We start from the raw sequence: 26,980 nt of genomic DNA on the forward strand, positions 1-26,980 counted from the left end.
GCTGCATCACGCAATCGACCGAAGGTCGGGGCGGACTTGCCCCGTTTGGACAGATTATTACGCAGAAAGCATTTTTCTGTCCCTACACGGGACAAGAAAGAACAATCCCAACGATGAAGGCACTTCCAGCCTGATTCCGTGGCCCCTGACCGGCATAGTCGTATTGGCTGAACGAGAGGTGGAGCAACCCTGCCAATAGGCAGATTTGAATAACAAAGCCGCAGCGCAGATATCGATTTAATACAGATTATTTACCAATAAAATACGTAGAAAATTGCCCGCACCAACCTAATTTAGGATCACGAACCACGGTGTCATCGGCTTTCCGGTGCATCCTGGTACTTCCCCTTTATTGCTCCCTGTCTCGGACATTTCTCGCGTGGCGGCGGGCATTTCTCCCTTATGGACCACCAATACGTCATGACAACCAACGCAATCGCCCAAGACACTGACACACGCCGCCTGAAGGCCTTCGCCGTTACAGAACTGGATCTGGCTCAAATGCGGGCGCAGGCCGATTTCGCCCGTAACCATTTGCCCCGCCTTTTGGAAGCAAGCCATGCACATTTCGGTGACTGGCCAGAAATTGCCAAGGCCCTGGCCAGCCCCCAGGTGCATGAGGCGCGGCTTGGGCACTGGATCCGTCTGATATCAGGCCAGTTGGGGGATGGGTTCATCGCCTCGGCTCGTCGGCTGGCCCAGGCATTCTACGACAATGGGGTACCCGGCTATGCTGTCGCCATCTGCCACAGCACCGTGGTCAATGCTATCATCCGGGAACTGGGGGTGAACGGCCAGAGTTCCCCTCTCTCAGCCCTGCTCAACCCCACCGCAACACAGCAGCGCAATGCGCTGCGCGACACGTTGCAGCGGCTGGCATGGTATGATCTGGAACTGTTGCTGGAAACCTATGCGGAGGCTGAACAGGTCAGCCGTGTACAGGCCTTGACCACGATGGCTGACACCGTGGAACGCGAGGCTGGTGACGCCGTAGCCCAGGTCGCCCAACGCACAGGCCACATGGCCCAGGAAGCCGAGGATATGGCCAGCGCCGCCGGTCGGGTAGGTGAGAATGCCCGGAATGTGACCAACTCCGCTGAACGGGCACTGGAAAATGCCCAGACAGTGGCCAGCGCCACCACCCAATTGGTGGGCGCCATCCAGGAGATCGCTTCCCAGGTCAATCATTCCGGACGCCTGACCCGACAGGCCGTGGAAACCGGCACCCGGACCGAAGCAACGATCGACAGCCTGACCGAAGCGGTCAGCCGCATTGGTGAAGTCGCGCAGATGATCGCGGATATTGCTGCCCAGACAAACCTTCTGGCGCTCAATGCCACCATCGAGGCGGCGCGTGCTGGAGAGGCCGGGAAAGGTTTCGCTGTTGTCGCCAATGAAGTGAAGGCCCTGGCCAACCAGACGGCGCGCTCAACGGAGGAAATCAGCCGACATATCAGTGCCATCCAGCAAGTCACCACCGCCGCGGTCAGCGCCGTATCGGACATGGGCGCCACCATCCATGAAATCGACAGCGTCTCCAGCGCCATTGCCGCTGCAATTGAGGAACAGTCCGCCGCGACGCAGGAAATCAGCCGCAATGTCGCTGCGACCTCCGAAGCGGTAAGCGATGTCGCGCAGCGGATCGCACAGGTATCCGGAGAGGTCAGTCACACAGGCCAGCAGGCGGCCCACGTCAAAAGTGGTTCCGGCGCGGTTGCAACAAGTGTGGAGGAACTGCGCCGCGTGCTGGTGGACGTTGTGCGCAGTGCCGCCAACGCCCAGGCGAATACAGCAGGCAAAGGCCAGGTCACCTGAAGCGGATAACCGCTTCAGGCCCCGGATCGGGAATATCACACCAGCAGCGTATTAATGGCTGACCGGCTGCGCAGGGTCCGGTGAACCGGGCAGCTATTGGCAATATCCAGCAGCCGCTTGCGCTGATCCTCGTCCAACGCTCCTTCAATGCTGATATGGCGGGTGAACTGGTCCACCTTGCCGCCGGCATTCTCCGTCTTCTCGTCCGGCAGCGGATCACGCTTGGCATGTTCCACCCGGACGCTGACGCGCGCCAGGGGCCAGCCCTTGCGGTTGGCATACATCCGCAGGGTCATCGAGGTGCAAGCGCCCAGCGCAGCCTGCAACAGCTCGTAAGGATTGGGGCCCGTCCCGGTGCCGCCATCTGCCGTGGGTTCATCGGCGGTGAAGCGGATGCCAGCGGCCGTGACCAGATTGGTATAAGCCGCCTCCCCCGTCTCCATCACCGTCACCGGGCCAGCATGTTCTACCCCCACAGGGCGGGCAGCCGGCAGGTCAAGCTTCAGTGCCCGTTTGGCCCAGGTGGCAATCATGTCAGCGACATAGGTGGTGGTCCGGGGATCGGCCACCAGATGGCCGGCACCGTCAAGGGCAATGAAGCTCTTGGGATGCTTCGCCGCCGCCAGGATACGGTCGGACTCTTCAATCGACACGACAGGATCGCGCGGGTCATGCAGGACCAGCAGCGGTCGTGCCAGGGCCGCAATATGCGATGTCATGTCGTGGGACTGGGCATCGGCAACGAAATCGGCGGTGATCGGCATTTCGCGGTCGCCAACATTCAGCGGCACTCGCCCGTCCCGTGCCATCTCCGCATCGCGGCCCGCGATTTTCGCCAGAAGCGTATGGGGGCCGGACGGGCTGTTGATCGTCACCACAGCGCCCACGCTGGGCAGGTCGATTGCCGCCCGCATCACCGCCGTGCCACCCAGACTATGGCCGATCATCAGGCGGGGGGCCTCAATCTCCTGCGTCAATGCGGCCGCTGCTGACAGCAGGTCGGCGACGTTGGTGGAAAAATTGGTCTCGTCGAATGCCCCTTCAGAGGCACCCAGGCCGGTGAAATCGAACCGCAGCACGGCAAACCCGCGCTCCGCCAGCCCCCGGCTGATGCGGGCGGAAGCGTGATAATCCTTGGAGCAGGTGAAGCAATGGGCGAAAATCGCCGTTGCCAGCGGCTTTCCGGTTGGCAGGTCCAGCCGTCCCGACAGGGTGGCCCCGGTCGATCCGGCAAAGTTGAATTCCTGCGTTACCCGCGCCATCGTGCCATCTCCTTGATATGTATCCGGTGTGCGGCCCTTGGGACCGTTCATGGCGCACAGGCTGGAGATGCCGCACGCCGGGCGCAAGTCTCTTAAACGGCAAACGGCTTTTCCATGTCGAAATCGTTCAACCGAACCCTCCCCCTTCTGCCCGGCGTCCAAAGCCCCTCACGGGTGACGGAACTGTCCTGCGAGACCATCCATGAAGGTTTCATGGATTTCCGCCGTCTGCGCCTGACGCATGAACGGTTCGATGGCAGCATGACCCCGGTTATCGAGCGGGAAGTATGCTACCGCACCTATGCGGTTGCCCTGATCCTTTATGATCCCGCCACCGACCGGCTGGTGATGATCGAACAGTTCCGCGCCGCGCCCTATGCCGCCGGTCGCGACCCCTGGATGCTGGAATTCGTGGCCGGGATGGTGAAGGATGGAGAAAACCCGGTCGACGTGGCCATCCGCGAGGCGGAGGAGGAAGCTGCCTGCACCCCTTACGACGTCCGCCATGTCTATACAATGATGCCCAGCCCCGGTGGCTGCACCGAAGTGGTGGAAATCCTGTTCGGCCTTGTCGACAGCGCGCATCTGGGCGGCGTGCACGGGCTGGAAGAAGAGGCGGAAGATATCCGCGTCCATCTGGTGCCGGCGGATGAGGCCATCGCCCTGATGGATGCCAACCGGATTGTGAGCGGTTTCACCCTGCTGGGGTTGAACTGGTTTGCCCGCCATCGCCATATGTTCCGGACCGATGCAGCGGCGCCTTGCACATAAAGCGCTGCATCAATGCCGCCGCGGGCGGTAGCATTTCCACAATCGCGACCCCAGATGGTCGCCCATGATCTACACAAAAGATAAGGTCCATCATCGTGGATGTGCGCAACGGATTTCTCGACAGCATCGGCCGTACCCCGCTGATCCGGTTGAAGGGCCCATCGGAAGCGACGGGCTGCACCATTCTGGGCAAGGCGGAATTTCTCAATCCCGGCGGATCGGTCAAGGATCGGGCGGCCCTGGCCATTGTGCAGGATGCGATTGAGCGCGGGGCCCTGCGCCCCGGCGGCACCATCGTGGAAGGCACCGCCGGCAATACCGGCATCGGCCTGGCCCTGGTGGGCAATGCGATGGGTTTCCGCACCGTGATCGTGATGCCGGAAACCCAGAGCCAGGAGAAAAAGGACATGCTGCGCTTGTGCGGCGCAGATTTGCGGCTGGTGCCCGCCGTGCCCTTCAAGGACCCTGGCAATTACGTCCATGTCTCCCGCCGGATTGCCGAGGAACTGGCCGCCACGGAGCCGAACGGCGCGATCTGGGCCAACCAGTTCGACAATCTGGCCAACCGCGAAGGCCATCGCCGCACCACCGGCCCGGAAATCTGGGACCAGACCGGCGGCAAGGTGGATGCCTTCACCTGCGCCACCGGCACCGGCGGCACGCTGGCCGGTGTGGCGCTGGCGTTGAAGGAACGTAACCCGGATATCCGCATCGTTCTGGCCGACCCGATGGGGTCCGCCCTTTATAACTGGAAAAAGAGCGGCGAGCTGAAATCGGAAGGCAATTCCATCACTGAAGGCATTGGCCAGGGCCGTGTCACCGCCAATCTGGCCGATGCGCCGCTGGATGATGCCGTGCAGGTCAGCGACGAGGAAGCGCTGCCGGTGATCTTCGACCTGCTGAAGCAGGAAGGTCTGGTGCTGGGCGGGTCCAGCGGCGTGAATGTCGCCGCCGCGATGAAAGTGGCGCGGCAGATGGGACCGGGCCACACCATCGTGACGATCCTGTGCGATTACGGCACCCGCTACCAGTCCAAGCTGTTCAATCCTGATTTCCTGCGGGAAAAGGGTTTGCCAATTCCCGATTGGCTGGTCTGATAGGGCCCGTCCCGCGTTCCCCTATGCGGGACGGTGAACCGAACCAGACACCGGGAGATGGATGCCATGACATTGCTGTTCCGCGACGATGCCTATTTGCAGGAGGCGGAAGCCACGGTCATCAGCAGCGATACAGATGGCATCCGCCTGGACCAGACCCTGTTCTATCCCAATGGTGGCGGGCAGCCCGGTGATACCGGCACCCTCACCTGGGAGGGCGGGCAGATCACCATCACCGATGCCCGCAAGGCTGTCCCCCTGCCCGAACAGGGAAGCGATGTGCAGCATGTCGTGGCGGAGGGCAGCGCCCTGCCCCCGCCCGGCACGCGCGTGAAGCTGGTCCTGGATTGGCCACGCCGGCACCGCCATATGCGTATGCATACGGCCTTGCACCTGCTCTGCGCCGTGGTGCCCGGCGCGGTGACGGGTGGACAGGTCTCCGCCGACCGCTCGCGGCTGGATTTCGATGTGCCTTCCGCCAGCCTGGATAAAGAACAGATTGAAGCCCGGCTGAACGAGTTGATCGCCGCAGACCATCCGGTCCGGGAACGCTTGATCAGCGACGCTGATCTGGAAGAGCGGCCGGAACTGGTCCGCACCATGTCCGTCAAGCCGCCGACCGGAGGCGGCAGTGTCCGCCTGCTTCAGATCGGGCCGGATGATGCGCTGGTGGACCTCCAGCCCTGCGGCGGCACCCATGTTGCCAGAACAGGGGAAATCGGCCCGATCAGCATCGTAAAAATCGAGAATAAGGGAAAGCAGAACCGTCGCGTCATCCTGGCCTTCAAGGAATAATTCCTGTCAGCCACAGACATGACGTGAAAAGGGCGGCACCTTTCAAGGATGCCGCCCTTTCCCTATCAGCCCAACTGGGCCAACGCTGCGGCCAGCTTGGCGCGGACGGTATCGGCCTCCGCCCGGCGCTCCCGCTGTTCCTCGATCACCTCTTCCGGGGCCTTGTCGACGAAGTTCTTGTTGGCCAGCTTGGCGTCGATCTTGCCGATTTCCTGCTCCAGCTTGCCAATTTCCTTCGCCAAACGGGCCTTCTCCTTCTCAATGTCGATGAAGTCGGCCAGCGGCAGCACCAGGGTGGCCTCGTCCAGCACGGCCTGGGCGGAACCCTTGGCTGCCGCCTCATTCGTCGCATCCACGCCGGACAGGCGGGCCAGACGCAGGATCAGGTCGCGGTGGGTGGCCAGCCGCCGTTCCGTCTCCGCATTCGCCCCCTTCAGCAGCAGCGGCAGTTGGGCTGACGGCGGCACATTCATTTCCGACCGCACGGTGCGGATGGTGGAAATCAGCTTCACCACCCATTCCATCTCGGCCGAAGCCGCGGCATCCACCAGGGCTTCATTGGCCAGCGGCCATTCGGCACTGATCAGGGTCTTGGTCAGGCCGCCGGTCTTCTCATTCAGCTCTTCGGTGATAAAGGGCATCACCGGGTGCAGCAGATGCAGGATACGGTCGAACACCCAGGCCGTGGTGGCGCGGGTTTCGGCCTTGGCAGCCTCATCCTCGCCATTCAGGATCGGCTTGGTGAATTCCAGATACCAGTCGCAGAAGCTGTTCCAGGCGAACTGATAGATACCAGCCGCCGCCTCGTTGAACTTATAGGCGTCCAGCGCCTCCGTCACCCGGGCCGATGCCTGCTGGAAGGCGGCGATGATCCATTTATTGACCGTCAGCCCCACCTTGGCCGGATCGAACCCGGCCACCGGCGCGACCTGATTCATTTCCGCATAGCGGGCGGCATTCCACAGCTTGGTGGCGAAGTTGCGATAGCCTTCGACACGGTTGACCGCCAGCTTGATATCGCGGCCCTGCGCTGCCATGGCCGTCAGGGTGAAACGCAGCGCGTCGCAGCCATATTGGTCGATCACATCCAGCGGGTCGATGACGTTGCCTTTCGACTTCGACATCTTCTGGCCCTTCTCATCGCGGACCAGGGCGTGGATGTAGACGGTCTTGAACGGCACATCGCCCATGAAATGGATGCCCATCATCATCATCCGGGCAACCCAGAAGAAGATGATGTCGAAGCCGGTCACCAGCACGTCGCCGGGATAATAGCGGCCTAGCTCCGGCGTCTGTTCCGGCCAGCCCAGCGTGCTGAACGGCCACAGCGCGGAGGAGAACCACGTATCCAGCACGTCGCTGTCGCGGGTCAGCGCCACGCCGGCCCCAGCCTGAGCCTGCGCTTCCTCCTCGGTCTCGGCAACGAAGACGTTGCCGTCGGCATCATACCAAGCGGGGATCTGGTGGCCCCACCAGAGCTGGCGGGAAATGCACCAGGGCTGGATGTTGCGCATCCATTCGAAATAGGTGTTTTCCCACTGGCGCGGCACGAAGACGGTCTTGCCGGTCTCCACCGCCTCGATGGCGGGCTTGGCCAGCGTGGCGGCATCGCAATACCATTGATCGGTCAGCCAGGGCTCGATCACCACGCCGGAGCGGTCGCCATGGGGCACCGTCATCTTGTGCGGCACGATCTGTTCCAGCAGTTCCAGCGCTTCCAGATCGGCGACCACCTGCTTGCGCGCCGCGAACCGGTCCAGCCCGCGATAGGCTTCCGGCACCGGCTCGCTGAAGGCTTCCAGGCGGCCATTGGCGCCGGGCTTGTAGCCTTCGAACGTCTCCACGATGCGGGCATCGCGGTCCAGCAGGTTGATCAGCGGCAAATTATGCCGGCGACCGACCTCGAAATCGTTGAAGTCATGGGCGGGGGTGATCTTCACCGCACCGGACCCCGTCTCCGGGTCGGCATATTCATCGCCGACAATGGGGATCAGGCGGCCGACCAGCGGCAGGCGCACGAACTTGCCGATAATGTCCTTGTAGCGCTCATCCTCGGGATGCACGGCAACGGCGGTATCGGCTAGCATGGTTTCCGGCCGGGTGGTGGCGACCACGATGTAACGGCCCGGCTCCCCCTCGATCGGGTAGCGGAAGTGCCAGAGATTGCCGGCAACCTCCTTCTGCTCCACCTCGAGGTCGGAAATGGCGGTGTGCAGCTTAGGATCCCAGTTCACCAGTCGCTTGTCGCGATAGATCAGGCCCTGGCGGTGCAGTTCCACGAAGACCTTGCGCACGGCCTTATTCAGGCCCTCATCCATCGTGAAGCGCTCACGGCTCCAGTCGGTGGAAGCACCGAGGCGGCGCAACTGGTTGGTGATGGTGCCACCGGATTCGGCCTTCCATTCCCAGACCTTCTCCAGGAACTTTTCGCGGCCCAACTGCTGGCGGGTGATGCCTTCCTTGCCCAGATTACGCTCCACCACCATCTGGGTGGCGATGCCGGCATGGTCGGTGCCGGGCTGCCACAGGGCATCCTTGCCGCGCATCCGCTGATAGCGAATCAGGATGTCCTGCAGGGTGAAGGTCAGCGCATGCCCCATATGCAGGCTGCCCGTCACATTGGGCGGCGGCATCATGATGGTGTAGGGCACCTGATTGCTGTCTACATGGGCGGCGAAGGCGCCGTCCTTCTCCCAGCGTTGGTAGTGATTCGATTCCACATCGGCGGGGGAAAAGGTCTTTTCCAGCATGACCGGGCCTTCAGGTGACAGGGTTGGCACAGTTGATAAATGGAAAGGGGCGGCACCGTCCAGGCGCCGCCCCCTAACTTTCGTGCAATGCGGGCAGGCGCGTCAGTCGAGGCCGCGCCGTACTACCCGCTCAATCTCGCGCTTGACCAGACGCTCCACCATGGTGGGCAGGTTATCGTCCAGCCATTCGCGAATCATCGGGCGCACCAGATCATAGACGATCTGTTCGACCGTGGTGTCGGAACGACCGACCGGTCCTTCGCCATGGATGCTGGGCCCGCCCCGGCGGAACCCGGCCAGCCCGGAAGCAAAGGCACGGCTGGCAGCGTCGGCAGCCTGATCAGAGATCAGCCCATCATCCATGGGCGGCAGCGGGCGCCGCACCGGCGGCGGCGGGGGTGCCGGTTCAAAGAAGGGAGGCTCCTCCGGCTCATCCACCATCTGGGTCAATTCCAGAGGCGGCTCCTCCTCCGGCTCATCCATCGGCAGCTCGAACGGCTCCTCTTCCATCACCAGCGGTGGCGGAGGGGGGGGCGGCGGCGGTGGCGGGGGGGGAGGAGGTGGAGGTGGCGGCGGCGGAGGTGGAGGCGCAAGCGGCGGCTCCTCCACGGGCGGCGGCGCGTCACTATCCTCGGAAATGATCCTGCGGATGGAAGCCAGGATCTCTTCCATCGACGGTTCTTGAGGCGACCCTTTATCGACCATTTCGCGCTTAACCCGACCTTCCACGAATTTGGTCGTCAGCCTAGGGCAGAAACGAACAAATTTCCATGTGCTTAATGAAAATGGGGGGCAAAAGCCCCCCATTTAGCGAACCGGAATGATCCGGACGCCTCAATCGACGGAGACGCCCCACAGCTTATCGCGATTTTCGTTGTAATAAGCCTCGTAATCATAGGTCTGGACTGGCAGGGCCAGACGGCTGGCCGTCAACTGACCGGTCGCCGACAGAACCTGGAATATAGCCACGACCTCATCACGCTGGGCGCGGACCAGTTCCACCTGGGCATTCAGATATTCCTGCTCGGCATCCAGCGTATCCAGCACGGTGCGCGAACCGACGGTCGCTTCCTGGCGCACGCCTTCCAAAGCGATATTGGCGGCGCGAACCTGCTCCTGACGGGACTTGATGGAGGCGCGGGATGTCACCAGGGCTTCCCACGAACGGATACCGCTTTCACGCGCCTGACGAAGCTGCTCGTCCAGCTCGTTCCGGCGCTGCTGCTGTACCTGCTTGGCCTGACGAACGCGCGACGTGGTTGCACCCGCTTCGTAAATCGGGATCGTCACGCGGGCAACGATGGCGCCTTCATCGATATTCGAATCGATGGAGCGGCCGTCCAGGCCCGTACCCGTGGGCCGGTCCCACGTGCGGTTATAGCTGCCGACCAGGGAAACGCTGGGCAGCAATTCACCCGTCGTCTGGTCAACCGCCGCTTCAGCCGCCCGCTGAGAGAAGCGGGCCGCCAGAACGGCGGGGTTATTCTGTTCCGCCAGGGCGACAGTTGCTTCCAGGGAACTGGGCAGTTCAACCGCCGGAACCGGCTGCACCAGCTTCTCCGGAGCCTGACCGATCAGGCGGGCGAAGATGGCGCGGCTGGCGTTCAACTGACCTTCCGCCGCAATGCGGTTGGAGGTCGACAGGGCCAGACGCGATTCGGATTGGCTGACGTCGGTGCGGGTGATTTCCCCCACGCGGAACCGGTCGTTGGAGGCTTCCAACTGGCGGCGCAGGACCTGCTCGTTATTGACGGTCAGATCAACCACGGCCTGATCACGGACCACGTCGCTGTAAGCGGTCACCGCCGACAGCAGGACATTCTGTTCGGTCGCAGACAGGGCCGCACGCTGGGCGCGGACCAGGGCCTCGGCGCGGGACAGGGCGGCAACGGTGCGGCCACCGCGGTAAAGCGGCTGGACCAGTTCAACACCGGCAGACTGCTGGTTCCAGTTGGCGGAACCGTTGGTGCCCAGCGTCTTCTGGTGATAGCGACCGGCATCGGCGCTGGCATTCAGGGTCGGCAGGAAGCCGGACCGGGCCTGGGGCACGTTTTCATCGACCGCGCGCAATTCCGCGCGGGCCGCTTCCAGCGCCGGATTGGTCTGATAGGCCTGGGCCAGCGCATCCGTAAGGGACTGTGCCTGGGCGGGGGAGAAACCAAGCCCGACGGCAAGAGCCGCGAACGGAAGGGCGGAGCGCGCCAGACGGCGCAGGATCGGCGACAAACGAGAGGCTGCCATGTTCAATACACCTTCATCGAGGGGTCGATCCGCCGGGCCCAAGCGTCGATCCCGCCCGCTATATTCACGGCCCGGTCAAATCCCTGTGCACGCAGCCATGCGGTTGCATGCGCACTGCGCATTCCATGGTGGCAAAGGACCGCCAGATCGCGGTCCCTCGGCAGCGACGACACAGAGGCCAGCAACTGTCCGAGCGGAATATGCAGGCTGCCATCAATGGCACAAAGCTCCACTTCCCACCCTTCGCGCACGTCCAACAGGGTAATGTCACCCTGTTCAACGCGCACTGCCAAATCCTCCACCTGGATATCCATGTCAGTGACGCCGCGCACAGAAGTTGAACCGGTCGGAAATCAGAAGCGGAAATCGGGCTTTGCTTCCAGCCCCGGCAGGAGATGGGCCGACGCATCAAACAGGTTGCGGCTGGACAGAACGCCGCCCAGCTTCTCGTACAGGCGGGCAACACCCATTCCGCTTTCCGGCAGCACGACAGTGAGCAGACGACCACCCTCGGCCAGTTGGTCCAACAGGGCCTGCGGCACAGCCGTGACGGCGCCCTGCAGCACGATCACATTATAGGGCCCCTGCTTCGCCCAGCCGGCGCCGAGCGGCCCCTGCATGATCGCGGCATTGTCCACACCGTGGCTCTGCATCGCCTGATTGGCCTGGGCTGCCAGATCGGCATCGGATTCCAGGGCGACGACAGTGGCCGCAAGACGGCCGATAATCGCGGCGGAATAGCCAGTGGCCGTGCCCACATCCAGCACCAGATCACCCGCACCGACGCGCGCCGCCTGCAGCAGGCGGGCCAGCACCATCGGTTCCAGCAGATAGCGGCCATTGCCGACCGGGATCGCCTTGTCGACATAGGCAACACCCCGCAGGGCCGCCGGAACAAACTGGTCGCGCGGAACGGCGAGGAAGGCATCGACCAGACGGGGATCGGTAACCTTGTTCGGCCGAAGCTGGCTCTCGACCATGTTGAAGCGGGCGGTGCCGTATTCGGTGGTGGCCATCATGGGGGAGTTCTGTCGCTGGGATAAGGAGAGGATGAGGGGGATTTCGCAGGAAATCCCTGGCTGTATATATCCGCCCTGTCACGGGAACACAATGTTGCGCCTGCGCCTATGCAGGAACTTGCCGTTCTTTTGCGAGAGACGCTTGACCTGCCCCGGCAAGCCCGTCTATATACCGGCCCCACGCTGAAGGGCCCTGGCCTGGAAGCGCACCGTTGGCGCGGTGGCAGAATGGTGATGCAACGGACTGCAAATCCGTGAATCCGGGTTCGATTCCCGGCCGTGCCTCCAGAATTCCTGTAGCGATACAGAATGTGAAAAGCCCGCCCATCCCAGGCGGGCTTTTCCTTTATCAGCCTATTGCCCGGCCTGACAGACCAAGCCCCTGATCAAGGGCGGCCCGCAGATCGGCCGGCAGGTCAGGCTGCGCCGCCAGAATCGGCAGACGCAGCAGCGCAATCAGGCTCAGGCTGTCTGTGATTTGCCCCGTCAGGGCCATGTCCAGCGCTGCGCGCAAGGGCAGCCGCCGGACATGGAGCTGTTCCGTCTCCTCCGGCATCGCCTCCCCTTCCGCCAGGTTCCAGGCGATGAACAGGGTGCCCTGTTCATCGCAGACACTGTTGGACATATCCACGGCCTGGATCGGCATCAGATTGGCGGCGATCAGGCCTGTTTCCTCCCGCAATTCACGCAACGCGGTATCCGCGGGCGCTGTCCCCAGGGGGCAGCCCCCTTCCGGTATCTCCCAGCTATAACGGTCAAGGGCGTAGCGATATTGCCCGACCAGCCACGTATCCCCATTGGCCGACACGGGCAACACGCCCACCGCATGGTTACGGAACCGCACCACCCCATAGATGCCCGGCGAGCCCGCCGGGGTCAGAACCTCGTTATGCTGCAGTTCAATCCAGGGATTAGTGTAAATGCTGCGGGTGGAGAGGGTGCGCCACGGGTTGGCTTGCGTATCGTCGGTCATGGCCGGTGGAGATCCATCGTCAAAGGCTGCCGATTATGAGCCTGGATTTTCATGCTTTTTCCACCCTGCAGAAGAAAAACGGAAAAAGCACGAAACAGGGGTTTACAAACCCGATCGCAGTTGGCTATAAGCCCGCCCACCGCAGGACGCGGCACCGGAAACGGTGTGCGGCCCTGATGTTGTTCCCAGGTAGCTCAGAGGTAGAGCAGGCGGCTGTTAACCGCCCGGTCGGGGGTTCGAATCCCTCCCTGGGAGCCATTTCGCGAAAGACCGCGTGTTTCGGCATATGGTCTTCTCCGGACGGAAGAAAAAGTATAGAGTTTTCAGTGCTGATCCCAGGTAGCTCAGAGGTAGAGCAGGCGGCTGTTAACCGCCCGGTCGGGGGTTCGAATCCCTCCCTGGGAGCCAATATCAAGGCCGGATACCGCAAGGTATCCGGCCTTGTTTGTTTCAGGCCCGTTGATACGTGCTTTCTGGCGACGCCCGAATCGACCCGCTACCGGTTCAAGCCCCGCATCGCAGCATCCAGCCCTTCCAGCGTCATCGGGTACATGCGCCCTTCCATGATCCGGCCCATCAGGCCGATGGACTGGGTATAGGGCCAATAGCGCTCATCGGTGGGGTTCAACCACGCGGCATGCCGGTACTTTTCCAGCAGGCGCTGCATCCAGGCAATCCCCGGCTCCGGGTTGAAATGCTCCACACTGCCGCCGGGCTGGGTGATCTCATACGGGCTCATCGCCGCATCGCCGACAAAGACAAGTTTATAGTCCGGCCCATAGGTATGGATCACGTCCAGCGTGTCCATCCGCTCCGCATGGCGGCGTCGGTTATCCTTCCACACGCCTTCATAGACGCAATTATGGAAGTAAAAATATTCCAGATGCTTGAATTCGCTGCGGGCGGCGCTGAACAATTCCTCGCACAGGCGGATATGGTCGTCCATCGAGCCGCCAATATCCAAAAACAGCAGAACCTTGACGGCATTATGCCGTTCCGGCACCAGTTTCAGGTCCAGATATCCGGCATTGCGGGCGGTTGAGCGGATCGTGTCCGGCAAGTCCAGCGTTTCCGCCGCCCCGGTGCGGGCGAATTTGCGCAGACGGCGCAGCGCCACCTTGATGTTGCGGGTGCCGATCTCAACCTGATCATCCAGATTGCGGAAGTCCCGCTTGTCCCACACCTTCACCGCCCGCCGGTGACGGCTTTCATGCTGACCGATGCGCACCCCTTCCGGATTGTAGCCATAGGCCCCGAACGGGCTGGTTCCGGCGGTGCCGATCCATTTATTGCCACCCTGGTGACGGTCTTTCTGTTCAGCCAGCCGCTGGGCAAGCGTCTCCATCAGCTTGTCCCAGCCGCCCAGGGCTTCGATCTGGGCCTTCTCCTCCTCGGTCAGAAATTTCTCCGCCAGACGGCGCAGCCACTCCTCCGGGATCGTGGCGGTCAATTCATCGCCGGTTATGGCGCCCCCCGCCTCCAGCCCCTTGAACAGGCTGGCGAATACGCGGTCAAACTTGTCCAGATTGCGCTCATCCTTCACCAGGATAGCGCGGGAGAGATAATAGAAATCATCCACGGCGTAGCCGGCGATGCCGGCTTTCATCGCCTCCATCAGCGCCAGATATTCATTCAGGCTGACAGGCAGCCCGGCCTTGCGCAGATCATAAAAGAAGCTGATGAACATGGCCGCCCTTCCCTTACCAGCACCGCCGGGAACACAGGCGCGCAGGATGAACCCCGCCGATGCCGCCAATCAAGCGTGGGGCACCAGGGAACGATCCACCAGCCCCGATTCAAGCATCGCGTCGCACAGCTTGAAATAGGCATCCCGCCGTTCCTGCGCACCGGGGAACCGCTCCAGATAATTCAGGATGAATTCCGGCCGGCGCAGGGCCTGGGTCAGTTGATCGGCCGCCAGTTGCCGGGCCCGCCCTTCCGGCAGGCCGGTGCAGAGACGGACGATGGCCAGGATGCGGTCGGTATAGTTCAGGGTCTGGTTGGCCAGGATTTCAGTCCGGATCGCATCAAAAATCGCGGCGTCCAGAATATCGGCCATTTCCCGCTTCGGCCCTATGGGCATGCCGGATTGCATGATGCGCCGCGCCATGCTGCCCAATGTCTTAATCGCTTCCAGCCGGCTGCTCTGTTCCCGGATGATGTCCTCCGGGACGATCAGGCTGCGCAGATATGTGGCGATTTTGGCCTTGGGCGCGTCGCCCGGCGCCTCTTCCGCCAGGGAGAGGACGGTTTCCGCCCGCACGACAGTGCTGCGAATGGGACCGATCAGTTCCGACATCGATTCCGGCTGGATCAGCCTGTCGGCACGCTGGGCCAGCGCCTCCAGCACCTCTTCATCGCGCGCCAGCATAGGCGCGCGGCGGCGGAGGTGGGCCAGCACTTCCACTGTCGCCTGCATCTCGTCCCGAATACCGCCATCGCCACGCAAGGGAAGCCGGGCGTGGAGATGGCGCAACAGGCCCAGGCGCAATTCCGCGAGCGTCCGGGGCAGCACGCCTGCGGCCAGCAGGGTGGAGAGGGCCCCCACCCCCACCGGCCGCTGCACCTTGCTGCCAGCCCCCAGATTGCCGACATAAAGGTCAATCGCGTTCAGGACCAGATCCAGGCGCGTTCTCTCCTCCCCTGCCAATTCCTTCAGGGCCAGGGGAGATGCCAGGATTTCGGCTGCCAGGCCGTCCAGAATCCGCATCTCCCGCACGGTCATGTCCGGCGTGGCAAGCTGGAACAGACGGTCCAACTTCTCCACCCAGCTTTTGGCGTCAAACAGGGTGGCGGCGACGGCACGATAGAGGTGGCGATCCAGATCCGCTGCCGGCCCTTTCCAGGCATCTGCCAGGGCGATCAGCCCGCCCGGCCCGATGGGCGGCGGCGGGTTGCCCTTGGCCTGTTTCACCAGGCGGGACAAGCCTTCATCGGCAATCGCCATCAACTCTTTCATCCGGGCGACAGCCGTCTGCTTCGTCCCGCGCACCTGGATGGAGGCAAGCCGCTGCAAGGCGCCCTGCACCACGGTACCGGCCCCGTCCAGGGCCTTTGCCGGGCGTTCATAGGTCAGCACTTCCAGGGGGGTCAGGCGGTTCTCATCCAGATATTTGGCAAAGAAGGTGCGGATCATCTGCCGCTGTACGTCGCCCAGCAAATCCTCCGGCCGGTCGCACCAGGAGGCATCGCGGCCAGGGTTGGCGCGGGCCAGCGGGTCCGTTTCCTGCACGCCGGCACGCAGACGCTTGACCAGGGTCACCGTGGTGGAAAAATCATGCACCTTGTAGTCGGCACGGCGGACAAGACGGATGCCATCCACCTCATTGCGCTGCACCAGCATGGCGGCAGACGGTTCCAACTGGCGCAGATCGGGAGAATCCCGAACCAGAAGCCAGGTGTCGCCATGGAAACTGTGCAGTTCGTAGACCGTCGAAACGGCGCCAATGAGTTTGTCTTTATCCACGGGCCAAGGCTCAAAAGAAACGACGACCCCAAGCACCGCGCCGCCGGCCGGCCATCCATTGGGGGGAAGAGGGCTGGCGGTCCTTATTCTGGCCTAATTACTAAGGTTCGGTAAACAGAGTAATATGCGCTTCACATTCCCGGAAAATCAGAAAATGGCATGGCTGTTCCCAAAGTCATAAATATTCAGCATTATTGCTGGAAATTATAATTAACGAACAATTGCCAAGCGCATCGCCAGTCCACCAAGGACAGAGCCCATTAAAAAACGCTGCGCCCGGGCCCAGGCGGGATGACGGGACAGAAAGCCGGCAATCGAGCCGGCGATCACAATAAACACCGTATTGACGGACAGGCTGACCACCATTTGCGTCAAACCCAGCATGATGCCCTGGAGCAGGGCCGATCCGCGCGCAGGGTCGATGAATTGCGGCAGCAAGGACAAATAAAGCAGCGCCGCCTTCGGGTTCAGCAGGTTGGTGAACAGGCCCATGGCGAACAGGCGCCCCGCCCCGTCTGGCGGCAGATCCCGTACCTGAAAGGGCGATCGGCCACCGGGCCGCAACGCCCCCCAGGCCAGCCACGCCAGATAGGCCGCCCCAGCCCAGCGCATCAGATCAAAGGCCACCGGGTAGGTGGCCAACACGGCGGCAATGCCGAAGACCGTCAGCAGCAGATAAATCCAGAAGCCCAGGGCCACCCCTGCCAGCGACACCAGCCCCGCCGCCCGGCCCTGGCAGATGGAGCGGGAGACGAGATAAGCCATGTTCGGCCCCGGCGTCAGCACCATGCCCAGGCACAGGGCGGCAAAGCCGGCCAGAACCGGCAGGGGCAGCAGGTCAGACATGGATCACGCCTTCCAGATACAGCACTGCCCGGCCAGCAATATGGACCCGATCGCCCAGCAAGCGGCAGTGCAGCCGCCCGCCACGGGGGGAAATCTGCCGTGCTTCCAGCCTGTCGCGGCCCAGCCGGGCGGCCCAATAGGGGATCAGGGTGCAGTGGGCCGATCCGGTCACGGGGTCTTCTGGTATCCCTTCCGACGGCCCGAAGAAGCGGGAGACGAAATCCACATCCACCCCCGGCGCCGTGACGCACACCATGCGCCTGGTGTGCCCCAGGGCGACAAAATCCGGTGTGAGGGCACGAACCTGATCGGCGCTCTCATAAACCAGCATCGTATCGCGCGACTGGAAGGCGGCCTGGGGCACCGGTCCCCCCAGCGCTGCCACCACATCGGCCGGGATTTCCACCGGCTTGGCGGGGCGGTTGGGAAAATCCAGCGTGAACAGGTCGCCATCAACGGTAACGGTCAACGCCCCTGCCATCTTGGTGGCAAAACACAGCGCTGTGCTGCCCGGCGCAATAAAACGGCTGATCACGAAAGCCGATGCCAGGGTGGCATGGCCACAGAGATCAATTTCCACCGTGGGCGTGAACCAGCGGATGGCCCAATCCGCCCCCTCCCGCACGATAAAGGCGGTTTCCGCCAGATTATTTTCTGCGGCGATGGCCTGCATCACCTCTTCGGGCAACCATGTCTCCAGCGGTACGATGGCGGCCGGGTTGCCGGTGAACAGACGGTCGGTAAAGGCATCAACCTGATAGATCGGCAGGCGCATCGGCCCCCTCCCCTAGAGTGTGGTGAAGTCGAAGGCATTATCCAGACGGGTCAGGCCGGCCTGGGGGTAATAGCTCATGGCGCCGGGGGCGGCGAGCAGCAGGCAGCGCAGGGGGCGCCCACCATCCTCCCCAAGATCGCGGCTGGCCGCATCGCGCGTTTCCACCATCAGGCGGCGCCCGATGCCCTTGCCCTGCCACGCCTTGTCCACCGCCAGGTCGGACAGGTAGCAGCAGAAGGCGAAATCGGTGACGGATCTGGCGATGCCGACCAGTTGTCCCCCCACGCGTGCGGTGACAATCAGATTGGCGTGGCGGAGCATGGCGTCGATGCGGGCCGGATCATCGACTGGCCGCCGCTCCGCCAGACCGGAGCGGCGCAGCACATCGATAAACTCTGCGGTCCGCAGCTTTGTCTCAACGGCATAAATAATCGCAGGCGCCATAAGCCGTACCCCCTTACAGAACAAGCAACAGGGCCGATGCCGCCGTTGCCAGACCCAACCCGCCATTGAACAGGCGCAGGCGGCGATCATCATGCAGCCAGCGCCCAACGCCCTGGCCGAACAGGGTCCAGATCAGGGTGCAGGGCATCCCGACGACCAGGAACATGCCGGTCACGGTCAGGATGCTGCCCCAATGGCCGAATTCGGGAAAACGGAAGGTGGCATGGGCGGATACAGCCATTGCCAAGCCCTTGGGATTGATGAACTGAAAGGCGGCGGCCTGCCAGAAACCAAGCGGTCGGGCACGGGACCCCGCCTCAGGCCGGCCAGCCGTGCCGATCTTCCAGGCCAGATAGAGCAGATAGGCGACACCGCCGATCTTAAGCCCCATTTCCAGCGAGGGCACCGCCCGCAGCAATGCCTCACCCCCCATGCCCGCCAGCAGCAACAGCGTACCGAAACCAGCAACAATCCCCAGCATGTTGGGCACCGTGCGGCGGAAGCCGAAGGTGGCGCCGCTGGCCGCCAGAATCATATTGTTAGGACCCGGCGTTACCGATGTGGCGATGCAATAGGCAGCCAGTGCAAGGAGATGTTCCAGCGCCGCTTCCGTCGGTAACCCATCCATGATTTCCCCCAAATGTGTGGGTACAAAGAATACATAGACCGGGTTATTGTCACAGTATCAACGACGCATTCCAGGGATACACCCGTTGCAATACGAATGTTTCGGGCTTATCCTGGCCGGAATAACAGATCACCCGTCCATTGTGACCGTGACAATTGGAATTGCACGCAGGCTTTGCCATGAACCAGCCCGCCACCATCGCCTGGCGTCCGGATCTGACCGGACGTCCCGGCCCGCTATACCGCGCCATTGCCACCGCGCTTGCCGATGACATTGCCGCCGGCACCCTGGCACCCGGCACGCGACTGCCCACGCATCGCGATCTGGCCTGGGAGTTGAAGGTGACGGTCGGCACCATCACCCGCGCCTATCAGGAAGCGGAGCGGCTGGGCCTGATCGGGGGAGAGGTCGGGCGCGGCACTTTCGTGCGCGACCCCAAACGGCTGGTGGACTCGGCCCATGACAGCGCCGGCCTGCTGGCCATGGGCGGGCTGATCGACCTGTCGGTCAATGCCACGGCGCTGTGGCCTGATGCCAGTGCCCTGTCGGCCGCAACCATGAATGTGGCACAGCAGCCCGACCTGCCGTTGCTGATGTCCTATCAGACGCCCATGGGCCATCCCAGATTGCGGGCCAGCATCGCCGACTGGCTGGACCAGAGCGCCGGGCTGGAAGCCGATCCCGACCGTATCCTGCTGGCCGCCGGGGGCCAGGGCGCCATGCATGCCGCCATCGCCGCCGTCACCCGACCCGGCGATGCGCTGCTGGTGGAGCAATTAACCTATCCGGGCCTGCGATCCCTGGCGCTGCATCTGGGCCTGCGGCTGATCCCGGTGGCCATGGATGGCGACGGCCTGATCCCCGATGCGGTGGAACAGGCGGCGCGCAGCCATGGCGCCCACGTGCTTTATTGTATGCCGACGCTGCACAACCCGACCACGGCGACCATGCCGCTGGAGCGGCGGCAGGCGCTGGTCGATATCGCCCGCCGCATCGGCCTGACGCTGGTGGAGGATGATGTTTACGGGTTCCTGAAATCGCCGCCGCCGCCGCCCCTGGCAGTGCTGGGGCCCGATGTGACGCTTTATATCAGCAGCCTGTCCAAAAGCCTGTTTCCCGGCCTGCGAACGGGGTATGTCATCGCCCCCCGCCCCTTGCTGGACCGGCTGGCGACCGTGCTGCGGGCCAGCCTGCTGACCCCGGCCCATCTGGGCATGGTGGTCGCGGCTGAACTGATTGACAGCGGAGAGGCCACCCTGATCGCCCAGCGCCGCCGCCAGATGCTGGCAGAACGGCAGGCCAGGGCGCGCACCATCCTGGGGCCAGCGGGGCTGGAAGGGTCGGACCCAGCCGTCACCCATCTCTGGCGCCGGCTGCCAGACCATATCCGCCGGGATGATCTTGTGCGCGTGGCCCTGGAACGGGGCGTGAAAATCACGCCCGCCGATGCCTTTTCCGCCGGCAAGGGGGAGATCGCCAATGCCGTTCGCATCTGCCTGATGGGTGTCGACAAGCAGGAAGGTCTGGAACAGGGCCTGGATATCCTGGCCGGGCTGATGGAACATCCCGTCGCCAGCAGTGCTGCCCTGGTATAGGGCCGCGCTCCCGTGCCTTAAACGGCCAGGGGCGTGTAAAGCACCTGCGCGGGCTGCCCCTGCCCCTGCCAGACAATGGCGAACTGGCCCAGCATTTCAGCCAGTTGCAGCGCATCGAACGGGGCCAGGTCGAAAATGGCAAAGCCCTTTTCCACCGGCCAATCCTTGGTCGCCGGCCGCATCTCCGCCGGGACGTAGTCCAGATCCTCTTCCTCGAGGATATCCTTCAACCGCACCGTTGCCGCATCGTTTTCAGCGGGCGACGCCTGCTGTGACCGGGGATTCCAGGCCGTCACGAAGACAATCTCCGCTGCCCCGCGCCGTTCCAGCAAGGCGTCGATCTCCGGATTCAGTGACAGGACCGTGGCGGTCGCAGTGCGCTTGCCGTCCAGCACCACATAGGCCGTGCTGTTATAGGCGGGGACCAGCTTGGTCAGGTCGGGCTTGCTCATACGAAAGGACCAACGGTGTGGGTATGGTTCAGGGGGCCGTGCCCATGACCATAGCCGGGCGCGGTGCGGATGGCGATATCAACATAGCGGCGGGCGCGGGCGACAGCGGCGACCACATCCAGCCCCTGGGCCAGCCCGGTGGCAATCGCAGATGCCAGGGTGCAGCCGGTACCATGGGTATGGCGTGTCTCCAGCCGCTCCCCCGTGAAAGGATATTCCCCGTCCGGCGTCAACAGCAGGTCGGTCAAGACCGGGCCTTCCATATGCCCGCCCTTCATCAGCACGGCAGAGGCGCCGCGCGCCAGCAGGTCGCGCCCGGCGCGGCGCATGCCGTCAATATCCTTGATCTCGATCCCGGTCAGGGCTTCCGCCTCCGGCACATTGGGGGTCAGGATGGCGGCCAGCGGGAGCAGCCGGGACAGGACGGCATCCGTAGCATCGGCATCCAGCAACCGGTGACCGCCCTTGGCCACCATCACCGGGTCAGCCACCAGCGGCACGCCCGGCGCCTTGGCCGCCAGCGTATCGGCCACGGCATGGATCACCTCCGCCGTGGCCAGCATGCCGGTTTTCACCGCATCCGCGCCCAGATCATCCAGCACCAGTTCCATCTGCTGCACAAGGAAGGGCACCGGCACCGTATGAATACCGTGGACACCCCTTGTATCCTGCGCCGTCAGCGCCGTGATCGCGGTCATGGCATAGCCGTCCAGAGCGCTGATCGCCTTGATATCAGCCTGGATACCGGCCCCGCCCCCACTATCGGACCCGGCAATGATCAGGACACGCCCCTTCATCTCACTTACTCCGCAGCGACGCTGCGGGTGGCTACCCGCACTGCATCGCAAATATCATCGACAACGCCGTTCACCAGCGCGTCATCCTCGCCTTCCGCCATGACGCGGATCAGCGGTTCGGTGCCCGATTTGCGGATCAGCACCCGGCCCCGATCCTCCAGCTTGGCCTCACCCGCCGCAATGGCGGCCTTCACAGCACCGTCTTCCAGCGGACGTACGCCGGAAGCGGCATCATAGCGGACATTCTTCAGCACCTGCGGCAAAGGCTGGAAAACACGCAGCACCTCTGATGCCGGCCGGCCCGCCTTGCGGATGCAGGCCAACACCTGCAAGGCGGCCAGCAAGCCATCACCCGTGGTCGCGAAATCTGACAGCACGACATGGCCGGACTGTTCCCCGCCAACATTGAAGCCATGCTCGCGCATATGCTCCACCACATAGCGGTCGCCCACGGCGGTGCGGGCAAGCGTCAGGCCCAACCCTTTCAGGTAAAGCTCCATGCCCATATTGGACATGACCGTGGCGACAACGCCGCCACCGCGCAGCCGGCCGCTTTCCGCCCAGCTCGCCCCGATCAGAGCCATGATCTGGTCGCCATCAATCTGGGTGCCGGTTTCATCGGCCAGGATCAGCCGGTCGGCATCGCCATCCAGGGAGATGCCGATATCGGCCTGATGCTCCACCACGGCGGCGCGCATGGCAGCCGGGGCGGTGGCGCCGCATTTGTCATTGATGTTGAAGCCATTGGGCTGGTTGAACAGGGTGACGACCTCCGCCCCCAATTCATACAGCACGCGCGGTGCCACCTTATAGGCAGCCCCATGGGCACAATCGATAACGATCTTCAGCCCATCCAGCCGCAGGCCCCGGGGGAAGCTGCTCTTCACCACCTCGATATAGCGGCCGGACGCATCATCCATCCGCTGGGCACGGCCCAGATCACGCGGACCGGCCAGATCTTCCACGAAGGGCTGGGCAACCCGCGCCTCAATCTCCTTCTCGATCTCGTCCGATAATTTGTAGCCATCAGGGCCGAACAGCTTGATGCCATTATCCTGGAACGGGTTATGGCTGGCCGAGATCATAACCCCCAGATCGGCCCGCATGGAGCGGGTGAGCATCGCCACACCAGGCGTCGGCAACGGCCCCACCAGAATCACATCCATACCCATGGAAATGAAGCCCGCCGTCAAAGCCGGCTCCAGCATATAGCCGGACAGGCGGGTATCCTTGGCAATGACAACGGTATGGCGATGATCACCCCGGCGGAACTGCAAAGCCGCCGACATGGCGACCTTGAGCGCGATTTCCGCCGTCATCGGCTCGGTATTGGCGGTGCCGCGAATACCATCCGTGCCGAACATCCTACGCGCCATGCTGCACTACCTCTCCACACCCGCCAGGGGTCTGTAACGGAATATCTGGGGGAAACCTACCATGCGGGAGCGCGCCCGTCAGGCCATCTGCAAGGCCATCCAGACGGCACGGGCCTGCACGGTGGCCGCCACATCATGTACGCGCACTATCTGCGCGCCCTGCCCCATCGTGTAAAGCCCTGCCGCCAGCGACCCGGCCACCCGGTCCTTCGGCAGCTCATTCCGCGACAGGGCCGCAATGAACCGCTTACGGCTGACCCCGATCAGGATCGGGCAGCCCAAGCCGTGGAAGACAGCCGTATCGGCCAGCAGATCGACATTATGATCCAGTCCCTTGCCAAAGCCGATACCGGGGTCCAGCGCAATCAGCCGGCGCGGGATACCAGCGGCCTCTGCCCTGGCGATCAGGGTTGCCAAATGGCGATAGACATCCATCGTCACATCATCATAGCAGGGATCATCCTGCATGGTGCGGGGGTCACCCTGCATATGCATCAGCACCACCGGCACCCCAGCCGACGCCGCGACGGACAGGCTGTCTGGATCCCCGGTCAGGCCCGTTACATCATTGATGATATGAGCCCCGGCTTCCAAGGCAGCCTGCATGACCAGGGCGTGGCGGGTATCAATGGAAATCACCGCACCTGCCGCCGCCAGCGCACGGATCACCGGCGCCACCCTTGCGGCTTCTTCCGCTGGGGGAACCGGGGCGGCGCCGGGCCTTGTCGACTCACCGCCAACATCCAGGATGTCGGCGCCCGCCGCCATCAGCGCCTTGCCATGGGCAATGGCCGCCTCAGCATTGGCATGATCGCCCCCGTCGGAAAAACTGTCCGGCGTGACATTGACGATGCCCATCACCAGGGGCTGTGTCAGGTCAAACCCGGCCCATCTCGGCAAAGCTGTCGTGAAAGGAGAGGAGGCTGCGGACATCCCAAAATCCGCAAGCCCCACCGGATGGCGCGTCACCCTGCCATCCCCCTGACGGTCCAGCCGTTCCACACCCATGAAGGCGATACCCTCCCCCTGTAGCGGCAGGGCATGTCCCGCTGCCACCGCCCGGCGCGCGGCCTTTCCATGGATCAGGCCCAGCGGTCGGAAACAATGGTTGGGTAGCAGACGATCACTGGGCATGGGGAAAACCTGACAGCAACAGAGACGAAAAAGGGGGCCGCGATCACCACGGCCCCCGATTCCATTCGCACGATCAGAAGGGGTTTCTCAACCCTTGTCGCGAAGTCCCTGGGCGGTGCGATTGTCGTGCGGCGACCGGTCAAATTCGCCTTCGCGGATGAAGGCGTCCTCCGGTTCCGACGGGACCGGGTTCATCCCCTGCCCTGCCGTCGGTTCCGCCGGCGGGTGGTGGGGCTTTTCCGCCTTCGCTTTCAAGGCCAGGGCGCGCTGGGCGATGGCAACCTGACCGCGACGGGCAGGACGGCGAATATCCTCCAGCCGGCCAGCGGCACGCTTGGCACGTTGCAGGGCCGCCGCCAGCACCTGGAGTTTTTCCTTGCTGCCGCTATTGTCGCTGGGGGTCCGCTGTCCCTTCGGTTCTGCCTTGCCGCGAATCTCCCGCCGCTGACGATGGCTATGGGAACGGGCCTTGTTGCGCATTTCCCGCAGCCGACGGATCGTATCGGCTAATTCCTTCTCCGACAGTTCCGCCAGCTTCGGATAATGGGTGGTGCTGACGGTTTCAAACTCATCGGCAGCCAGAAGACGGCGTTCAGTTCGTAGGTTCCGGGCCAATTCAGCCTCCTTGTCTGTCGGTTGCGTTCTTATTGAAAACGCACGAGAGGGCCGAAGCGCCCGAAATAAAACGGCATGCACGAAGAAAAACCCCCTGGTCGCAGGACCAGGGGGCTGAAAAGCGTGTGAACTTGTAAGGGCAGCATCAGACGCCGGGCTGCGGCTCCGGCTCCCCGCCACCCGTGGTGGGAACGGAGGATCGGCGACCACCAGCGCTCTTCGGCGGCTCTGCCACCGGCGGACGCGGGGCCGGCGGGTCGGTGCGAACAATATCGTCACCGCGCATCAGCGCCCGGACTTCGTCACCCGACAGGGTTTCATATTCCAGGAGTGCTTCGGACACCTTGTGCAGGTCGTCCAGATGCGTGGTCAGCAGATGACGGGCCTGCGCTTCGCCTTCTTCGATCAGACGACGGATTTCCTCGTCGATGAGCTGCGATGTCGCTTCAGACACGTTCTGCTGCTGCGCCACGGAATGGCCCAGGAAGACTTCCTGTTCATTCGCATTGTAGCGGACACGGCCCAGCTTATCGCTCATGCCATATTCCGCCACCATGGCGCGGGCCCAGCGGGTAGCCTGCTGGATGTCGCTGGCGGCACCCGTGGTCACGTTCTCCGGCCCGAAGATGATCTCCTCAGCCACACGACCGCCGAACAGCACCGCCAGACGCGATTCCATCTCGCGCTTGGTATAGTTCGTCCGGTCGCGCTCCGGCAGGTTCATGGTCACGCCCAGGGCGCGGCCACGCGGGATGATCGTGACCTTATGCAGTGGATCATATTCCGGCACCATCAGGGAAACCAGCGCATGGCCGGCCTCATGATAGGCGGTCAGCTTCTTTTCCTTCTCGGTCATGACCATGGAACGGCGCTCCGCCCCCATCATGACCTTGTCCTTCGCAGCTTCGAAATCAGCCATACCGACGACGCGCTTGCCGGCACGGGCCGCCAGCAGGGCCGCTTCATTGACCAGATTGGCCAGATCAGCACCGGAGAAGCCGGGGGTGCCACGGGCGATGATCTTCGGGTCCACGTCGGGTGCCAGCGGCACCTTGCGCATATGGACCTTCACGATCTTCTCGCGGCCCAACACGTCGGGATTGGGCACCACGACCTGACGGTCGAAACGACCGGGACGCAGCAGAGCCGGGTCCAGCACGTCAGGACGGTTGGTGGCGGCGATCAGGATCACGCCCTCATTCGCCTCAAAACCATCCATCTCGACCAGAAGCTGGTTCAGCGTCTGCTCACGCTCATCATTGCCACCGCCCAGGCCGGCGCCGCGATGGCGACCCACCGCGTCAATTTCGTCGATGAAGATGATGCAGGGGGCGTTCTTCTTGCCCTGCTCGAACATGTCGCGCACGCGGGATGCACCGACACCAACGAACATTTCCACGAAGTCAGAGCCGGAAATGGTGAAGAAGGGCACATTGGCTTCGCCGGCGACCGCACGGGCGGTCAGGGTCTTACCCGTACCCGGCGGGCCCACCAGCAGCACGCCCTTCGGGATTTTACCGCCCAGACGCTGGAACTTCTGCGGGTCCTTCAGGAAGTCAACGACCTCCTCCAGTTCCTGCTTGGCCTCGTCGATACCCGCCACATCGTCAAAGGTGACGCGACCGACCTTTTCCGTCAGCAGGCGGGCACGGGACTTGCCGAAGCCCATGGCCTTGCCGCCACCACCCTGCATCTGGCGCATGAAGAAAATCCAGACGCCGATCAGCAGCAACATGGGGAACCAGCTCAGCAGGATGCTGAACAGGGAGGGGTTATTATCCTCCTGGACGACATTGACCCGGACATTCTTATCGACCAGCCGGTCCGCCACGTTGCTGCCCTGCGGCGCAATCGTGGTGAAGCCGCGCCCGTCGGACGTCGTACCGGAAATCTGATCGCCCTTGATCGTCACGGCCGTGACCGCGCCGCGATCGACCTCTGCCAAGAGTTCGCTATAGGCCAGACCCGATTGGGTCGAGCGGGTGGACGAGGTCTGGAACAGGTTGAACAGGGCGATCAACAGCACCCCGATCACCAGCCACAGCGCCAGATTTTTACCGAAATTGTTCACGTCACACGCCTTTCATCCACCGCACCCCGGTTCAGGTGGCTGGCGCCGCGATGGCTTC

Annotated in this window: 24 protein-coding genes and 3 tRNA genes; 8 read left to right on the plus strand and 19 right to left on the minus strand. The window is 63.1% G+C overall.

Going from position 1 to position 26,980, the window contains the following annotated elements; all coding sequences use genetic code 11:
• The first annotated feature begins 420 nt into the window (after positions 1-420).
• Positions 421-1,815 carry a methyl-accepting chemotaxis protein gene (locus G473_RS28145; RefSeq protein ID WP_161631024.1) on the plus strand — a complete coding sequence of 465 codons (1,395 nt, stop codon included), beginning with the start codon at positions 421-423 and terminating at the stop codon, positions 1,813-1,815.
• 35 nt (positions 1,816-1,850) lie between these two features.
• Here the strand turns inward: G473_RS28145 and G473_RS0120500 are convergent, their stop codons facing one another.
• Positions 1,851-3,077 carry a bifunctional alpha/beta hydrolase/OsmC family protein gene (locus G473_RS0120500; protein WP_029014637.1) on the minus strand — a complete coding sequence of 409 codons (1,227 nt, stop codon included), beginning with the start codon at positions 3,075-3,077 and terminating at the stop codon, positions 1,851-1,853.
• Between the two features lie 114 nt (positions 3,078-3,191).
• Here G473_RS0120500 and G473_RS28150 point away from each other — a divergent pair, with 114 nt between their 5' ends.
• From G473_RS28150 to G473_RS0120515, 3 genes are all read left to right on the plus strand, one after another.
• Positions 3,192-3,848, plus strand: coding sequence for an NUDIX domain-containing protein (locus tag G473_RS28150; RefSeq protein WP_051330530.1), 657 nt, complete (start codon positions 3,192-3,194; stop codon positions 3,846-3,848).
• Positions 3,849-3,943: 95 nt separating this feature from the next.
• Positions 3,944-4,945: a cysteine synthase A gene (locus G473_RS0120510; RefSeq protein ID WP_029014638.1), complete on the plus strand. Its 1,002-nt coding sequence runs from the start codon at positions 3,944-3,946 to the stop codon at positions 4,943-4,945.
• 66 nt (positions 4,946-5,011) lie between these two features.
• Positions 5,012-5,740 carry an alanyl-tRNA editing protein gene (locus G473_RS0120515; RefSeq protein WP_029014639.1) on the plus strand — a complete coding sequence of 243 codons (729 nt, stop codon included), beginning with the start codon at positions 5,012-5,014 and terminating at the stop codon, positions 5,738-5,740.
• A gap of 65 nt (positions 5,741-5,805) precedes the next feature.
• Here the strand turns inward: G473_RS0120515 and G473_RS0120520 are convergent, their stop codons facing one another.
• The 5 genes from G473_RS0120520 to G473_RS0120540 form a co-directional block, all read right to left on the minus strand.
• A complete protein-coding gene (locus G473_RS0120520) occupies positions 5,806-8,490 on the minus strand; it encodes a valine--tRNA ligase (protein ID WP_029014640.1) in 2,685 nt (894 codons plus the stop codon).
• A gap of 102 nt (positions 8,491-8,592) precedes the next feature.
• Positions 8,593-9,162, minus strand: a complete 570-nt coding sequence (locus tag G473_RS30035) for a DUF2497 domain-containing protein (protein ID WP_245580211.1) — start codon at positions 9,160-9,162, stop codon at positions 8,593-8,595.
• A gap of 162 nt (positions 9,163-9,324) precedes the next feature.
• Complete coding sequence (locus G473_RS0120530) at positions 9,325-10,731, minus strand: TolC family outer membrane protein (protein WP_035708478.1); 1,407 nt, start codon at positions 10,729-10,731, stop codon at positions 9,325-9,327.
• A gap of 2 nt (positions 10,732-10,733) precedes the next feature.
• Positions 10,734-11,045, minus strand: coding sequence for a rhodanese-like domain-containing protein (locus tag G473_RS0120535; protein ID WP_035708481.1), 312 nt, complete (start codon positions 11,043-11,045; stop codon positions 10,734-10,736).
• 39 nt (positions 11,046-11,084) lie between these two features.
• Positions 11,085-11,750 carry a protein-L-isoaspartate O-methyltransferase family protein gene (locus G473_RS0120540; protein ID WP_029014644.1) on the minus strand — a complete coding sequence of 222 codons (666 nt, stop codon included), beginning with the start codon at positions 11,748-11,750 and terminating at the stop codon, positions 11,085-11,087.
• 214 nt (positions 11,751-11,964) lie between these two features.
• Here G473_RS0120540 and G473_RS0120545 point away from each other — a divergent pair.
• Positions 11,965-12,038: transfer RNA gene (locus tag G473_RS0120545), tRNA-Cys, on the plus strand.
• Between the two features lie 61 nt (positions 12,039-12,099).
• Here G473_RS0120545 and G473_RS0120550 read toward each other — a convergent pair.
• Positions 12,100-12,723, minus strand: coding sequence for an NUDIX domain-containing protein (locus G473_RS0120550; RefSeq protein WP_029014645.1), 624 nt, complete (start codon positions 12,721-12,723; stop codon positions 12,100-12,102).
• Positions 12,724-12,906: 183 nt separating this feature from the next.
• Between G473_RS0120550 and G473_RS0120555 the strand changes: the two genes are divergently transcribed.
• Together G473_RS0120555 and G473_RS0120560 are read left to right on the plus strand one after the other, a co-directional pair.
• Positions 12,907-12,981, plus strand: a tRNA-Asn gene (locus G473_RS0120555).
• Positions 12,982-13,056: 75 nt separating this feature from the next.
• Positions 13,057-13,131 (plus strand) — tRNA-Asn (locus tag G473_RS0120560).
• Positions 13,132-13,219: 88 nt separating this feature from the next.
• Here G473_RS0120560 and G473_RS0120565 read toward each other — a convergent pair.
• The 6 genes from G473_RS0120565 to G473_RS0120590 form a co-directional block, all read right to left on the minus strand.
• A complete protein-coding gene (locus G473_RS0120565; protein ID WP_029014646.1) occupies positions 13,220-14,410 on the minus strand; it encodes a vWA domain-containing protein in 1,191 nt (396 codons plus the stop codon).
• Positions 14,411-14,479: 69 nt separating this feature from the next.
• Positions 14,480-16,189: a hypothetical protein gene (locus G473_RS0120570; protein WP_029014647.1), complete on the minus strand. Its 1,710-nt coding sequence runs from the start codon at positions 16,187-16,189 to the stop codon at positions 14,480-14,482.
• 210 nt (positions 16,190-16,399) lie between these two features.
• Positions 16,400-17,035, minus strand: a complete 636-nt coding sequence (locus G473_RS0120575) for a LysE family translocator (RefSeq protein WP_084438427.1) — start codon at positions 17,033-17,035, stop codon at positions 16,400-16,402.
• Positions 17,028-17,810 (minus strand): PhzF family phenazine biosynthesis protein, encoded by a 783-nt coding sequence (locus tag G473_RS0120580; RefSeq protein ID WP_029014649.1) that lies wholly within the window; start codon positions 17,808-17,810, stop codon positions 17,028-17,030. The genes G473_RS0120575 and G473_RS0120580 overlap by 8 nt, the downstream gene beginning before the upstream one ends.
• A gap of 12 nt (positions 17,811-17,822) precedes the next feature.
• The gene (locus G473_RS0120585) at positions 17,823-18,254 is read right to left on the minus strand and encodes a GNAT family N-acetyltransferase (RefSeq protein WP_035708484.1); all 432 of its coding nucleotides are present in this window, start codon (positions 18,252-18,254) and stop codon (positions 17,823-17,825) included.
• 13 nt (positions 18,255-18,267) lie between these two features.
• Positions 18,268-18,882: a LysE family translocator gene (locus G473_RS0120590; RefSeq protein ID WP_035708487.1), complete on the minus strand. Its 615-nt coding sequence runs from the start codon at positions 18,880-18,882 to the stop codon at positions 18,268-18,270.
• A 179-nt stretch (positions 18,883-19,061) separates the two neighbouring features.
• On the opposite strand from G473_RS0120590, the gene G473_RS0120595 reads away from it, so the two are divergent.
• On the plus strand, positions 19,062-20,477 hold the full coding sequence (locus G473_RS0120595) for an aminotransferase-like domain-containing protein (RefSeq protein WP_029014652.1): 1,416 nt from the start codon (positions 19,062-19,064) through the stop codon (positions 20,475-20,477).
• 17 nt (positions 20,478-20,494) lie between these two features.
• On the opposite strand, the gene G473_RS0120600 is transcribed toward G473_RS0120595, so the two are convergent.
• From G473_RS0120600 to ftsH, 6 genes are all read right to left on the minus strand, one after another.
• Complete coding sequence (locus G473_RS0120600; RefSeq protein WP_029014653.1) at positions 20,495-20,929, minus strand: DUF3293 domain-containing protein; 435 nt, start codon at positions 20,927-20,929, stop codon at positions 20,495-20,497.
• Positions 20,926-21,726 carry a bifunctional hydroxymethylpyrimidine kinase/phosphomethylpyrimidine kinase gene (thiD, locus tag G473_RS0120605; RefSeq protein ID WP_029014654.1) on the minus strand — a complete coding sequence of 267 codons (801 nt, stop codon included), beginning with the start codon at positions 21,724-21,726 and terminating at the stop codon, positions 20,926-20,928. Before thiD ends, G473_RS0120600 begins: the two co-directional genes overlap by 4 nt.
• A 5-nt stretch (positions 21,727-21,731) precedes the next feature.
• Positions 21,732-23,102, minus strand: coding sequence for a phosphoglucosamine mutase (gene glmM, locus G473_RS0120610; RefSeq protein WP_029014655.1), 1,371 nt, complete (start codon positions 23,100-23,102; stop codon positions 21,732-21,734).
• 78 nt (positions 23,103-23,180) lie between these two features.
• The gene (gene folP / locus G473_RS28155) at positions 23,181-24,236 is read right to left on the minus strand and encodes a dihydropteroate synthase (protein ID WP_051330532.1); all 1,056 of its coding nucleotides are present in this window, start codon (positions 24,234-24,236) and stop codon (positions 23,181-23,183) included.
• Positions 24,237-24,323: 87 nt separating this feature from the next.
• On the minus strand, positions 24,324-24,851 hold the full coding sequence (locus tag G473_RS28160; protein WP_051330533.1) for a hypothetical protein: 528 nt from the start codon (positions 24,849-24,851) through the stop codon (positions 24,324-24,326).
• Between the two features lie 145 nt (positions 24,852-24,996).
• The gene (gene ftsH / locus G473_RS0120625; protein WP_029014656.1) at positions 24,997-26,922 is read right to left on the minus strand and encodes an ATP-dependent zinc metalloprotease FtsH; all 1,926 of its coding nucleotides are present in this window, start codon (positions 26,920-26,922) and stop codon (positions 24,997-24,999) included.
• Between the last annotated feature and the right edge of the window lie 58 nt (positions 26,923-26,980).

This window comes from Niveispirillum irakense DSM 11586, assembly GCF_000429645.1.
GTDB lineage: Bacteria > Pseudomonadota > Alphaproteobacteria > Azospirillales > Azospirillaceae > Niveispirillum > Niveispirillum irakense.